This window comes from Vibrio sp. HDW18 (assembly GCF_011306175.1).
Taxonomy (GTDB): domain Bacteria; phylum Pseudomonadota; class Gammaproteobacteria; order Enterobacterales; family Vibrionaceae; genus Vibrio; species Vibrio chanodichtyis.
On record NZ_CP049914.1, the window covers coordinates 271828 to 285475 of the forward strand.

Below are 13648 nucleotides of genomic sequence, written 5' to 3' on the forward strand. Positions count from 1 at the left end.
TTTTATTATTTTACGTTTAGATCACGATAGCGTGGTTTCAAAAGATTAAAAAACGACCATCGAAACGTTTCGATGACATAATAGTAAACTCAATCGCGTTTGCACGCAGCAAAGCGGCAGAGTGTGAAAACGATCCGCAAAATCAGCAATCTGATATGCGTTTCTGTGAGTATTATTTTGCGGCGACGGCGTGTTTTCACGCTGATTGAACACCATGGTGGTGTAGTTTGGTATAGTGATACTAAGCAATAATAAGGTGATGAGGATTGAGATGAAAAAACCGTTATTAGTTATATTCAGCCTGCTGGTGCTGTCGGGTTGTAGCGAGGTTGGCAGTAAAGCATGGTGTGATGGGATGCGTGATAAACCAAAAAGTGAGTGGAATACCCAAAACACCCTCGATTTTGCTAAACACTGTTTATTCAACAACGAAGTCGGCAGTCAGTCATGGTGTGATGGTATGGATCAAAAATCGAAAGGGGATTGGACTGCTAATGAAGCAGGTTCCTATGCCAAATACTGCGTGCTGTGAAACTAAGCTATTGGTCGAGTCGTGTGGTAAAAAGCACACCGATAGCGGTATCCGGTGTGCTTTTTTGAGTAAGATTGCCGCGTCCCTATCAGGAAGAGCGCGCGGCAAGGGGGATCAATCACACTAACCTTTTCGGTTAATTATCCCCTTCCTACTTGAAGCTGCAGCGGTGTTGGCTACGTTCGTTCACCCCAATCACATAGCTTGTCTATGCTCATGGAGACTCACTTACTTGCCGCCTACCTGCAACTCCAAGTTGTTTGGGTATAGTATTTTTAAACATTGGTTTGCTTGAGTTTATTGTTGTGGAATGCCCGCTCTCCAATCAGTGCGTAGCACAAGCAAAGTACCGAAATAACACAAGATGCGACCAAAATCATAAAGCCGCCATCCCAACCGAAGTGGTCAACCGTGTAACCTAACACCGCGTTGGCTGCAACCGCACCGCCTAAGTAACCAAATAGACCCGTCAGGCCTGCTGCAGTACCAGCGGCTTTTTTCGGAGCCAGTTCCAATGCATATAGACCAATCAGCATCACCGGACCATAGATGAGGAAACCGATCGCGACCAGAGCGGCCATATCTATCGTTGGATTACCAGCGGGGTTAAACCAGTAGACTAGAACGGCAAGGGTCACCAATATCATAAACAGAATACCGGCCGGAGCACGACGGCCTTTAAACATTTTGTCGGAGATCCAGCCACACAGCAAGGTACCGGGGATCCCTGCCCATTCGTAAAGAAAGTAAGCCCATGAGGATTTATCAACGGTAAAATGTTTGGCTTCTTTGAGGTAGACTGGAGCCCAATCTAATACGCCGTAGCGGATCAGGTAAACGAAGGCATTGGCAATCGCAATAGACCACAGCAGTTTGTTATTAAACACATACTTGAAGAAGATCTGTTTGGCGGTCATTTCGCTTTCGTACGATTGATCATAATCATCGGGATAATCGTTTTTGTACTCTTCAATCGGAGGTAAGCCACAAGATTGTGGGGTATCACGCATGATCACCCAAGCAAATAAGGCCACTAGCACCGCAAAGAAGGCCGGTACATAGAACGCCGCGCGCCAGTCATCATTAAACATCCACAAGCCAAGTAGGAAGATAGGGCCAATCAGGCCGCCACCGACGTTGTGTGCCACGTTCCATACCGAGACGATTTCGCCTCGTTCTTTGCGTGACCACCAGTGCACCATTGTCCGGCCACAGGCGGGCCAACCCATACCTTGAAACCAACCGTTCAAAAACAGCAGAATAAACATCGCGGTGATACTGCCGGTTGCCCAAGGCATAAAACCAAAGCAGAACATCACTAGGGCTGAAAGTAATAAACCGCTACTTAAGAAGTAACGAGGGTTAGAGCGATCCGATACGTTGCCCATCAAAAATTTAGAAAGGCCATAGGCAATCGAGACTGCGCCGAGCGCAACGCCAAGATCACCGCGGCTAAAGCCTTGTTCTATCAAATAAGGCATCGCCAGACTGAAGTTTTTACGTACTAAATAGTAGCCGGCATAACCGACAAAAATCCCAATAAACAGTTGCCAACGAAGGCGTGAATAGGCACTACCTACCTTATCGGCTGGCAGCCGTTGCGTATGCGCTGCGGGTTTGAAGAGTTCTAACATAATGACCTCGTAGTGTTTAGCGATGGTATCCCCCTCCGATGAAGCAACGATAGTTAAGATCGTCACTTCTGGTGTTTGGGGGTAAGTTTTCCCGAGTTTTGGTTAAATCACGCAAGGGAAAAATCACAGACAGTAAAAAAACACGCGAACGAGCAATAAAATGACTTTCACTCGAAAACGGAGTGATTGTTCTATTTATTGAATATGAATAATGTGATTGATATGGCATGTGAATTAATTTACCGATTAAAACAAATCTTAAATTTTCGTTTTTGTTGATTTTAATCTCAGTTCTCCCAATTTTTTAAACCAATCGCGGCTTTGTCGGCATGATAGATTTTCATTCGAATTCAATGGAACGTGAATAAATCTTGACGTTTTTTTAAGGTCTGAGGGTTGGAGCACTAAGCTGTTGGTTTGAGAGGTGTTCAGGATGATTGTGCTATGTGTAATCACGCTGATTATCGATATTCATTCAGTGATTGATTTTTGACATGTCAACGCAATTGCTCATTTTCTGGCACAGATTCTCATTTTTGTTCTCTACTTGTGACCAAGTTGGAACCCCTCTCCCGTTGCGGTTCAGCACATTTTTTAGAAATGGCGTTCTGTAACTGATAATGAATTGGTAACCTGGTTGTCTAGATCCAGAATCAACGCTGAGTGCGCTCGCCGAGATCCTGTGGGTTACTGCTGCCTAAATTTGGGCGCATTATGATAATAAAATAAATAGGTAATCCGATGATGATCAACAAGAAACCATTAGCATTGGTAATAGCTGGGCTATTAGGCAGTGCATCAGCGTTGGCACAAGATGGGCTGACACTGATCCAGATAGGTGAAAAAACCGTTGAGCGGCTCGAATCGATTAAAGCGATGGCTGAGCGTGGTGAAGGGGTGTTTGAGCGTAACGGTGAACGCTGGATCACCTACCGAGGTATCGAATACCGTTTAAGTTACAAAAATGACCTGCATTTTCCATTTCTGCCTTATGAAGGCGGTGATGATAGCGCGTATCGCAACGTGATCGATTTTGTCGATCAGAGTTGGGAATTTATGATGTACAACAGCGGCTTTTATTTGATGAGCCGTGAATTTGGTGTTTATCAACCTGATGACCGAGGCTGCTTTATTGAATATATCCCAGCGGCTCATGGTTCTAAGCGTGATGATGGTAGTTACATCTGGGAAACTGATGTGGTGTATCGTACCGAAACATCCAATTGTGGCGAGTTAAGTCAGCCAACGTTAGCCGAGCTAACGGTTTCCAGTTTGTCGGATCAAGGTGCTTCTTTTGACTGGCTTGGGCAAACTGAGCAGGACAATGTGACCTTAACGGTGACAAGTGTCAGCAATCGCAGTGCAGTACGCCGTTTTGAGCAGGTTAGCGCAGGCTTTTTTGTGGGGGGATTGCAGCCGCAAACCGAATATGAAATCACGCTGCAGTCCTGCAATGTGCTCGATTGTGCGCAGCCACAAACTGTGCGTTTTACGACTCAAGAGCCGCGTGAAGGGTTTGCCGATGAGATTGAAGTGGTCAATCATTTACAAGGCAGCTTAATCGGCGGCTTAGGTATCACGCAAACTCACACATCGGTCGCTCCCAATGGTAATCAGTTCACGGGTCAAGGTCACTTAGATGCGATCGTTAATCGTGAAGCCATGTTGCTGTTTACCCCTCAGTCAGATCAGGAGATTAACCAGATCCACGCTGAAGTGTATCTTGATGGTGAATTAGTACAGCGCAGCTTAATGCTGCCACCCAGTGCCTTAGCGGCCTCAGATCAACCGGATAATGGTCGAATGAAAGTGGTGTTCTCACACTACGCTTGGTCATTGCCTTTGCAATGGAACTGGATGCAGCCTGGCTTGTCGCTGCGCGTAATCGACAACTTGGGACGCGAAGGTGTGCTTAGTCAAGGTGAGATCCAATTTGGTGGTGCGCCAGAGTTGGTGATTCAAAATATCGATATCGGTATGCTAACGGAACCGCGTAACCGCAATACCATGATCCAAAATTTACCTACGCTCGCTGCTGACTATTTCCAAAAGATCCCCGCTTCTAAGTTGGTGATGGCGGACTATACTCCAGCGCACTTCCCTGTGGTGACCATGCCTAACGGTGTGGTGTACACCGATAAAAGTGCCAGTACTGGCGGATGGCATAGCGGTGATATGCGTGAAGCGATTGGTAAGGCGCTGGTGTCGACCGGTATTAACAATGCCAACGTTGGGATTGTAAGCAGCGAAGGCTATACCCAGCAGTACAACCGTCGTTATAACCATATTACCGCGCACACCAATGTTGGGGTTTACACCCAGCAAGATACCGATCTTGCCCAAGTGGTGGTGCATGGTGGCAGTGGTGGTGGTGGCATCGTGACACTAGAAGATACCACGGGTAATGAGTGGTCTCACGAGTTGGGGCATAACTATGGCCTTGGACATTATCCATACATGGCTTCACTGCACGATATGGAGTCCGGTTGGGGATGGGATGCCTTCCACCAGCGCTTTATTGGTAATCTACACTGGAAAGGCGATGTTTACACCCAGCAGCAAGGGGACGACATTGTACCGCCATTCAAAGATGCTTTCCGTTTTCTGCGCGATGCGCAAAATGGTGGTGAGCAAGAATACGTGGGCACCATCAGCCGCTTTACCCTTGAACACCCAGCGCAATCACGTAAAGCGCAAAACTGGATGAACAGTGGTTTTAACCTTGATCGTAGTAGCCCAAGTGGGTATGTGCAGTGGGATCAAGCAAGCCAAAGCTACAAAACGGTTGAAACCGACACGCCTAAACCGCAGCAAATTGGTGTACCAGTCGTCACCCTGCTGGGGATTTATGATCCACAAAATACTCACCCAAGCCAAATTTATCCGCTGATTTATTCCAATTACGGCAATCTATTTGCGCTGCCACAACCTGAATCGATGGAATATCAGCTAGAAGGTTGGCAAATGGTGGCTAATTTGAGCCCTGCACAGCTTAACGCGACCGATTGGCAGACATTGCTGATCGATGGTGAGCAATTGCCGATTTGTCGTTTTGATTACACCAATACCAATGGTGAAACCGCAACTTTTGTCGGGGCGGTTAATGCCGAGCGCAATGTGTGTGAAGGCAGCCGAGATATGCGTTGGTATAACGATTACCAGATTGATTCGCCAGTCGGTCACTATGCACTGCTCTCGCAAGCCGGTGAAGGGAATGTGACTTACACACCCAATGCAGAGATTGGTGAAGTGCAGCTTTGTACGTTAAATAAGCCCGCAGACAATGGCCGCCATGATGGGGCAGGTTTTTTACGTAATGGGCGTTGTGAGCAAGTCGAAGGGGTCAAAAATAATGCTGAAGGCAGAACTTGGAGCTATGCAATTCGCACCAATGAAGTACTGCCAAGAACAATGAGCTCTCAGCGTCGCTGTGAATTAGTGGTTGAGCAGCGCAATGGCACTACTCATATTGCTCTACCTGGCAACCGTTATAAGACCACGGACAGCAATAAGTTCCATGTCAACTTAGCGCTGGATAATGGTGTGCCGAGTCAAGTCAGTTTGAGTTGTACTGATGTGAATGGAGTCACTGAGTTGACGCGCTTTACGCCGGATCAAAATCCGCCATTAGATGAGCTGAAAGGCCCGATCATTATTGGTCAGGAATACGGCTATAGCCAAGTGATCGATGTGACGAAAACGTTCGTGCAAAATGAAACCTTAACCAGTACGGATTTTGCCACGCTCACGCAGTTTGATGATTTTATCGCAGAGCATTATGGCAACGGCATCTTAAACAATGGCGTGAATAAAACTGAACGTCGTGCTGGAGCGGTGTATGTGTTTGCCAATCCAGCGACTGGTACGCGTGATTACTTTGTGATGCGCACGCTAGAAGCCGAAGACTTTCCAAACGATCAAACCAGTAATCAAGGTTGGAAATACCTAGGTTCTGCCGATGATCACGTTAACTTCGCTTTTAACCCGATTAAGCTTAACCGAGCGGAAGGGATCAGCGTGGCGGCACGTGTACAAAGCTACTTCGGGGTGGCACGTTTACTGACTTGGGATGAACGCACCACCACCCGTTGGGAAGAGTCACCGAATGCGGTATTTGTTGGGCAAATTGATGGTGAAAACCATTACTTTGTGCAAAAGCGCCCCGGTGTTGGTGATGCATTTCCAGCTCATCACGCTTCCAATCAAGATTGGTATTTTTTGGGCAGTGATAGCACAATTCAAGCCTATATCAGTGAGCTCAACCACGATCTAGCCAGCTTTGAACAGAGCTTACTGGAGTGGTACCAACAAGAGGAAATGGGTATCTGGGGTAGCGATGGTAAAAATGGTACTGTCAACGATATTTATCAATACGTGTTCCGCGGCGGTTATCACTATTATCGTTTGAAAACGACCAAATACGGTTATTTCCCTTATCCGACCGATCCCAACCCAAGCAATAGTAATTGGGAATATTTAGGTCAGTTTTAACGTTTTTGAACTTGTTCATTAATTACTCAAGCCAGTCATAATGACTGGCTTTCTTTTTACTTTGCATACCGTGAGAGGCGGTTTCTGGGGCCATATTGAGATTTTGCTTGCTGAATATGCCATCACCCGTGATGGGCTGAGAGTTCAGGACAGGTTTACAAGTGGCAGAGAAAGCACTATCTTACGCCGCGTTATTTTTATTCAATCTTATGATTCAAGGAAACCATGGCTGTTCTAGAGATTCTTACTGCACCCGATCCACGACTGCGCGTTCAATCGAAATCGGTAACCGATGTTGCGGCAGTGCAAAGCTTGATTGATGACTTGCTCGATACCTTATATGCCACCGACAATGGCATTGGCCTTGCTGCGCCACAAGTTGGCCGTGAAGAGGCCATCGTGGTGATTGATCTCTCTGACGAGCGTGATCAGCCACTGGTGTTGATCAACCCACGCGTGGTCAGTGGCAGCAATAAAGAGATGGGGCAAGAGGGTTGCCTCTCGGTACCCGATTATTACGCCGATGTTGAGCGTTATACCTCGGTGGTGGTGGAAGCTCTGGACCGTGAGGGTCAGCCACTACGCATTGAAACCAGCGAGTTTTTAGCGATTGTGCTGCAGCATGAAATTGATCACCTTGGCGGTAATCTGTTTATTGACTACCTATCGCCACTGAAGCAGCAAATGGCGATGAAAAAAGTTAAAAAATACGTTAAAAATCGCGCCCGTTAATCACAGACGCGGTGAAAATTGCCAAATAATAAGGCCGCTCCGGTAATGAGCGGCCTTATTGATCTTAGTTGGACTTTTAAACAGTTAGCGAACAATCAAACCGAGCAAAATACCAACCGCGCCAAAGTCTGCATCACTGAAGGTGGTATTGGCAAAACCAAGATCACCGAGTACTGGCATCAGGAAGACTGGCAAGAAGGTGATCAGTAAACCTTGAGCAAACGCTCCGAGGATCGCCCCGCGTCGTCCGCCAGTCGCATTACCAAATACCCCAGCCGCCGCACCGACGAAGAAGTGTGGTACCACGCCAGGAATGATCACAGTTAAGCCCATGATATACAGCAGGAACATCCCAAGTAAACCAGCAGCAAAGCTCGATAGGAATCCTACCAACACTGCATTTGGTGCGTATGGGAATACCACTGGGCAATCAAGTGCAGGTTTGGCATTTGGCACCAGCTTATCGGAAATACCTTTAAACGCAGGGACAATTTCTGCAATCACCATACGCACACCTTGTAATACCAATCAAAGAAAAAATATGATCTAATTGAGGGCATTCAACGATAGAACTTATTCACTATGGACAGCCTCAATAATATCGACTTTAAAAAGCTCGCAAGCCAGCAGAAATCTATTCAGATGAAAATGAGACTGCTGGCCCTCGACCATTTCAAAGATGGGCACTCTCGCACCCAAATCGCCAAGTTTCTTAAGGTCAGCCGAACCAGTGTTAATCGGTGGGTTCACACTTTTCTTGAGGAAGGATTAGAAGGCCTCAAGGAAAAACCAAGAACGGGACGACCATCATTCTTAACGTCCAAGCAAAGAGAGCAATTGAGCCAATACATCAAAGATAAAGCCAATGATACACTGGGCGGACGACTCACAGGGGCCGACATCCACGCTTATATCGTGAAAGAATTTGGCCAGCACTACCACCCTGATTCTATCTATTACCTGCTCGAGCACATGGGGTTCTCTTGGGTAACTTCTCGCTCCAAACATCCTCGTCAATCCCAGCAAATCCAAGACGATTTTAAAAAAATTTAAAATTGAAACGATCCTGAAGATCCCAGGACATATCGCTTTAGAACGGGTTGATGTCTGGTTTCAGGATGAAGCCAGATTTGGGCAACAAAACACCACCACACGGTTATGGGCAGAGAAAGGAACACGTCCCAGAGCCGTGAAGCAACAACAATTTGAATATGCGTATCTGTTTGGTTCTGTCTGTCCCGCTAGAGGCATTGGCGAGGCGATGGTCGTTCCTTGGGTTAACAAGGACCTTATGGTTGAGCATCTTAGGCAGATCTCCGCGGTGACCGAAAAAGGTCGTCACGCAGTGGTCATTATGGATGGTGCAAGCTGGCACACAGAAGATATTGCCAATGAATTTCAGAACCTCAGTGTCATCAAACTCCCGCCCTATTCCCCTGAGTTGAATCCAATAGAACAAGTATGGAGTTGGTTAAGACAACACTATCTAGCCAACCAGTCTTTTACGGATTACGAAGACATTGTCTCCAAAGTATGTCGGGCTTGGAATAGTTTTTTGAAATGCTCGGCCAGAGTCAGACAGATGTGTTCGAGAAGGTGGATAGAGCTGACCAGTTAATTTTCCAGATTGGTATAAGATGACGTACACCCCACCAGCAAAGGTGATCGACTGCATCAGTGCAAACATGAACCAATGCTTGCCGCCACTCACTTCACGTACAAAATCACCACCAGCGAACAGGCAAGTCACCATAAAAATAATGCCCATGGTGAAGGAGATCGCTACCGGTGTATCACGTAGAAACAGCAGCCCTTTCGGCACATTTATCTCTTCTGTGGAGTGGGCTTTATTACCGAATTTGCTACCAATAAAGCCAGCCAGTACATAAGAGAGGGTAGAAAAGTGGCCGATGGCAACATCATCCGATCCAGTTACTTGCTTCATATATTTATGCGCAATCGCGGGGAACAGTACCATCACTGAGCCAACCACTAATGAACCGAGAGCAATCAACGCCACGCCGCTCATGCCACTTGAAGAGAGTATCGCGGCGACCATCATCGACATAAAGAGAGTGTGGTGCCCAGTGAGGAAAATAAATTTCCAAGGGGTTAAACGCGCGATCAGAATATTAACCAACATAGCGAAGAACATGATCATCGCCATCTCTTTGCCAAAAGCTTCTTGTGCAATCGAGACAATCGCTTCGTTGTTAGGCACTACGCCAGTAATACCAAACGCTTGTTGGAAAATGGTGGCGAAATCGCCAAGTGAGCTGACCACCAGCCCAGCACCTGCGCCAAGAATGATAAAACCCAAAATGGTTTTGACGGTGCCTTTAATGCATTCGGTCAGCGGTTTTTTCTGTGCGATCAAACCGATCAGTGCAATCAATCCAACCAGAACCGCCGGTTCTGATAGGACATCATTCATTAAGAAACTGAAAAACTCCATAACGCCTCCTTATAGTGCGCCTAACTCTTGCAGTGCTACTGACAAACGCTCTTTCATTGCAACTTTATCCACCATATTGGCAAGGCTGACAATTTTCGGGGTCACCCCAAGTGTGATTAATTGATCGGTAATATCGTTAGTACCAACAAAAATATCGCATTGAGTCCCTTTCGCACTGCCAAGATCGATATGGTCGACCTGCGCGTCAACCTGCAGATCTTTTACGATCGCTTTGATGCTCATTTCCATCATTAGGCTTGTGCCTAAACCATTTCCGCAAACCACCATAATTTTCATCATTCAGTACCTTTTATTTTGTTGAGTTCCGCTTGGGGATAAAGCGGATTAATAGTTTTGGATGACTGCTAGCACATCGTCGACGCTTTGCGCATGACAAATTTGTGCGACATGTTCTTCATTCATAAACAGTTCTGCCAGTTTGGCAATCGCCCCGACATGGCTTTCGCTGTCCGTAGCGGCAAGGGTGACCAGCATTTTTACGGGATCATTTCCATCAGAATTGAAATTAACACCCTGTTGGATCACGGTAATCGCCAAAGAGAGACGATTGACTCCATCTTCCGGTCTGGCGTGGGGCATTGCCATGCCTGGGCCAACCACGTAGTAAGGACCAATCTCTTGGTGGCTACGAAAAATAGCATCCACATAGCGTGGCTCTACAGCACCGTTATCGATCAGCGCTTGACACGATTTTTGCACCGCATCTCGCCAGTCACTCGCGCTTGGGTAGATACGAATCACTTCTGTGGTAATTAGCTTACTTAACATTGACGTTTTCCAACTGATCACTATTGATGTCACTACTCTAGCGATGATGTGGTGAAGAAAAACCGATGGTGATCACAAATGAACGTCACTACTGATAGCGCTACCATTATTTGTGATAGCGCTATCATTTCAGTTTATTCAAGGATTTTCACATGGTCGCTTTGGATGACGATGAGTTACACTCGAGACCATTGCTAGGTTGTTGTCAGTGGCGGCAGTCTCAAATCAAAACCAATAGTTAAAGTCGAAATGAGTGAAACGCGCAAAAGAAGAAATACCGGAAATGTGACTCTAGCGGATGTCGCTAAACAGGCTGGGGTGGGCACGATGACGGTTTCGCGGGCGTTGCGAACGCCGCAACTGGTCTCGGATAAGCTCAGAGAAAAAATTCAACAAGTGGTTGATGAACTTGGTTATATTCCTAACAAAGCCGCGGGAGCCTTGGCTTCTGCCGCCAGTCGCTCCATCGCTTTGATCTTGCCATCCTTGCTAGAAAAATCCTGTGCTAATTTTTTACCGAGTTTTCAGCAGCAGCTTAATCAAGCCGGTTATCACTTACTGCTGGGTTACAGTGGCTACTCGGTGGAGCAAGAACAACAACTGCTGAGCACATTTTTAGAAGATCGCCCTGCCGGTGTGGTACTTTTCGGTAGTCACCATAGTGAACGCACCCACCAATTACTGCACTTGGCTAATACACCTGTGCTTGAAATTGCAGAATTAAACCGTGCCTCTCGCTATATGAATATTGGAGTAGATTATTTTGAGGTCGGCCGAATGTGTACGCGGCACCTGATTGAACAAGGCTTTAAAAACATTGGCTTTATTGGCGCACGGGGTAATCATTCCACGCTGCAAAAAAAACTGCACGGTTGGCAGACGGCCATGATTGAAAGCTACTTGGCCCCTGATCATTTTCTCACCACGCCGCAAGCGCCATCCGCGCAATTGGGGGCAGAAGGGGTATCGAAACTGCTGCTAAGAGATTCATCACTCGATGCTTTAGTCTGTAGCCATGAAGAGATTGCGATTGGCGCATTATTTGAGTGTCATCGTCGAGTACTTAAAGTCCCCACTGATATCGCACTAATTTGTTTGGAAGGTTCCACTATTGCGGAACATGCGTTTCCCAGCTTGAGCTGCGCAGAATATGACTACGAGCACATGGGCTTACATGCAGCCAATCAATTACTGCAGGCCATTAATGGTGAGCCATTTGAGCGGGTGAGTAATTTGGGCTTTCAGCTAAAACCTCGCACCAGTACACAGCCAAAATAATCCGTTCTCCAAGAGGGTTTGCCCTTTACTCAACTTTACCTTCCTACAACGGTGCTTTACGTTGGATCTGTTACGTTTAAATAACCTTACTAATAGAATGGAGTTTGGTTATGAGACGGATGATAGTCGTACTTTGGGCAAGCATCGGTATCGTTATCTTACTATGGCTGCAAGCTGATCCTCATTGGTTACAGTCAACCAATCTATTTCAATGGCGCTCGGGTTTTGTTCAATTATCCGGCATCTTAGCAATCATGCTGATGTCATTGGCCATGCTGCTAGCCTTGCGTTTGCCGCTGATAGAGCAATGGACACAAGGTATCGATAAAGGTTATCGAATGCATAAATGGTTAGGGATCACCTCACTATTGCTTGGCATTTTCCATTGGATAGCCTATCAACTCCCCAAATGGCTTGTCGCACTTGAATGGATAAGCCAACCAGAACGCAGAAATAGTATGGGCTCTCAAGCGAGCTTGGAGGGTTTTTCTTTATGGTTTAATCAGGCTAGACCCTGGGCGATGGAAAGCGGTGAATGGGGATTGTATGCCTTACTTGGGCTTATGGTTATTTCTCTTTGGTCGGCCATTAAATACAAATGGTTTCGTATTACTCACCGGATGATGGCGGCGATCTACTTATTGATTGCTTTCCATAGTTTAATACTGCTGAAAAAAGCCTATTGGGGTACGCCGATTTATTGGTTAACACTGCTGGTTATTTTGGTCGGGATATGGGCTGCATTATATAGTTTGTTTGGTCTCGTTGGGCGGCAGTCTCGTTATCTAGCCCATATTCAAACTTTTGATTACAGTTCGAAAAGTAAAACGTTGGATTTAACTATTGGCTTAGATAAACCTTGGCAAGGGCATAAGGTGGGGCAATTTGTTTACTTGAAATTTACTGGAGAAGAGCCTCATCCATTTACGATCGCTTGCGCCAATCACGGTTCACAATTGCGTTTTCTGATCAAAGAGTTGGGAGATTTTACCACGGGCCTACATCAACGGTTGCAAACTAGTGAAGTTGTGGAAGTAGAAGGGCCCTATGGCAAGTTCGACTTTTCGGTTGATCAAGCACAAATTTGGATTGGAGCCGGGATTGGGATTACTCCATTTATGGCTGTTCTGGATGGTTTACGGATTGAAAAAAGCCAATATCCCATTTATCTATTTTTCTGTTGCAATCAGGCAACGCCAGAGTTGTGCGCCCAACTGAGTGAGCAAGCCGAGCTTGCCGGTGTTTGCTTAACCATTATTGATTCAAGTGTTACACCCCATTTGTCGGTGGCTGATATTGCGCGCTGTTGTGGAGATTTAAGTGGCTATCAATTTTATTTCTGTGGACCGGTCCTATTTTCACGTTATTTGAAAAAAGCGCTAAAAGACTACCGTGTTGATCTGGTGCACCAATTTCACGAAGAGCTGTTTATGATGCGCTAATCTTGTCACTGATGGTTGTGATCTTCTCTATTTAAATATGCATCTAGTATTGTCAGCTTGTTCACTCGTAACGTTTCGATTTTTGCTTGTTCGGTAAAAACAAGAGATAGATCACATTTAACATCTAGGACATATCTTTATCTAGATCACAAAGGTTTGCGACTAGACCTTATCTTTGTTGATCGATTTCACATTAAATTTATATGACCAAAGCGAGCCATTGTCACTCCACAATCGTAACGTTAAGATTTGTGCGAAATGAGATGATTTGATCCTGCCACTATCGAGTTTTTAG

The 13648-nt window shown here is 46.1% G+C and carries 9 protein-coding genes and 2 pseudogenes; 6 read left to right on the top strand and 5 right to left on the bottom strand.

Annotated features, from left to right (window positions below):
* The first annotated feature begins 271 nt into the window (after nt 1-271).
* Nucleotides 272-532: a DUF3012 domain-containing protein gene (locus tag G7083_RS13005; protein WP_166015266.1), complete on the top strand. Its 261-nt coding sequence runs from the start codon at nt 272-274 to the stop codon at nt 530-532.
* Between the two features lie 275 nt (nt 533-807).
* Here G7083_RS13005 and glpT read toward each other — a convergent pair whose 3' ends face one another.
* The gene (gene glpT, locus G7083_RS13010) at nt 808-2166 is read right to left on the bottom strand and encodes a glycerol-3-phosphate transporter (protein ID WP_166015267.1); all 1359 of its coding nucleotides are present in this window, start codon (nt 2164-2166) and stop codon (nt 808-810) included.
* Nucleotides 2167-2913: 747 nt separating this feature from the next.
* On the opposite strand from glpT, the gene G7083_RS13015 reads away from it, so the two are divergent.
* The gene (locus tag G7083_RS13015) at nt 2914-6657 is read left to right on the top strand and encodes a M66 family metalloprotease (RefSeq protein ID WP_166015520.1); all 3744 of its coding nucleotides are present in this window, start codon (nt 2914-2916) and stop codon (nt 6655-6657) included.
* A 225-nt stretch (nt 6658-6882) separates the two neighbouring features.
* On the top strand, nt 6883-7389 hold the full coding sequence (gene def, locus G7083_RS13020) for a peptide deformylase (protein ID WP_166015268.1): 507 nt from the start codon (nt 6883-6885) through the stop codon (nt 7387-7389).
* Nucleotides 7390-7473: 84 nt separating this feature from the next.
* Here def and G7083_RS13025 read toward each other — a convergent pair.
* Nucleotides 7474-7917: pseudogene (locus G7083_RS13025) on the bottom strand (PTS transporter subunit IIC); the annotation flags it as partial.
* 54 nt (nt 7918-7971) lie between these two features.
* On the opposite strand from G7083_RS13025, the gene G7083_RS15215 reads away from it, so the two are divergent.
* Nucleotides 7972-9007, top strand: a protein-coding gene (locus G7083_RS15215) for an IS630 family transposase (protein WP_240911898.1) whose coding sequence is annotated in 2 segments (ribosomal slippage) — nt 7972-8430 and nt 8432-9007 — 1035 coding nt in all. Because the reading frame shifts where the segments join, the coding sequence is not laid out codon by codon here.
* Between the two features lie 15 nt (nt 9008-9022).
* Here the strand turns inward: G7083_RS15215 and G7083_RS13045 are convergent.
* The 3 genes and pseudogenes from G7083_RS13045 to G7083_RS13055 form a co-directional block, all read right to left on the bottom strand.
* A pseudogene (locus G7083_RS13045) lies at nt 9023-9844 on the bottom strand (PTS ascorbate transporter subunit IIC); the annotation flags it as partial.
* A 9-nt stretch (nt 9845-9853) separates the two neighbouring features.
* Complete coding sequence (locus G7083_RS13050) at nt 9854-10141, bottom strand: PTS sugar transporter subunit IIB (RefSeq protein WP_166015521.1); 288 nt, start codon at nt 10139-10141, stop codon at nt 9854-9856.
* Between the two features lie 48 nt (nt 10142-10189).
* The gene (locus G7083_RS13055) at nt 10190-10633 is read right to left on the bottom strand and encodes a PTS sugar transporter subunit IIA (protein ID WP_166015269.1); all 444 of its coding nucleotides are present in this window, start codon (nt 10631-10633) and stop codon (nt 10190-10192) included.
* Nucleotides 10634-10882: 249 nt separating this feature from the next.
* On the opposite strand from G7083_RS13055, the gene G7083_RS13060 reads away from it, so the two are divergent.
* On the top strand, nt 10883-11911 hold the full coding sequence (locus G7083_RS13060; protein WP_166015270.1) for a LacI family DNA-binding transcriptional regulator: 1029 nt from the start codon (nt 10883-10885) through the stop codon (nt 11909-11911).
* A gap of 110 nt (nt 11912-12021) precedes the next feature.
* A complete protein-coding gene (locus tag G7083_RS13065) occupies nt 12022-13353 on the top strand; it encodes a ferric reductase-like transmembrane domain-containing protein (RefSeq protein ID WP_166015271.1) in 1332 nt (443 codons plus the stop codon).
* The last annotated feature ends 295 nt before the right edge of the window (nt 13354-13648 follow it).

Excerpts from the sequence above, each read along its gene's own strand:
- glpT (WP_166015267.1), bottom strand. The coding sequence starts at position 2,166 with ATGTTAGAACTCTTCAAACCCGCAGCGCATACGCAACGGCTGCCAGCC.
- G7083_RS13065 (WP_166015271.1), top strand. The coding sequence starts at position 12,022 with ATGAGACGGATGATAGTCGTACTTTGGGCAAGCATCGGTATCGTTATC.
- G7083_RS13050 (WP_166015521.1), bottom strand. The coding sequence starts at position 10,141 with ATGAAAATTATGGTGGTTTGCGGAAATGGTTTAGGCACAAGCCTAATG.
- G7083_RS13005 (WP_166015266.1), top strand. The coding sequence starts at position 272 with ATGAAAAAACCGTTATTAGTTATATTCAGCCTGCTGGTGCTGTCGGGT.
- G7083_RS13055 (WP_166015269.1), bottom strand. The coding sequence starts at position 10,633 with ATGTTAAGTAAGCTAATTACCACAGAAGTGATTCGTATCTACCCAAGC.
- G7083_RS13060 (WP_166015270.1), top strand. The coding sequence starts at position 10,883 with ATGAGTGAAACGCGCAAAAGAAGAAATACCGGAAATGTGACTCTAGCG.
- def (WP_166015268.1), top strand. The coding sequence starts at position 6,883 with ATGGCTGTTCTAGAGATTCTTACTGCACCCGATCCACGACTGCGCGTT.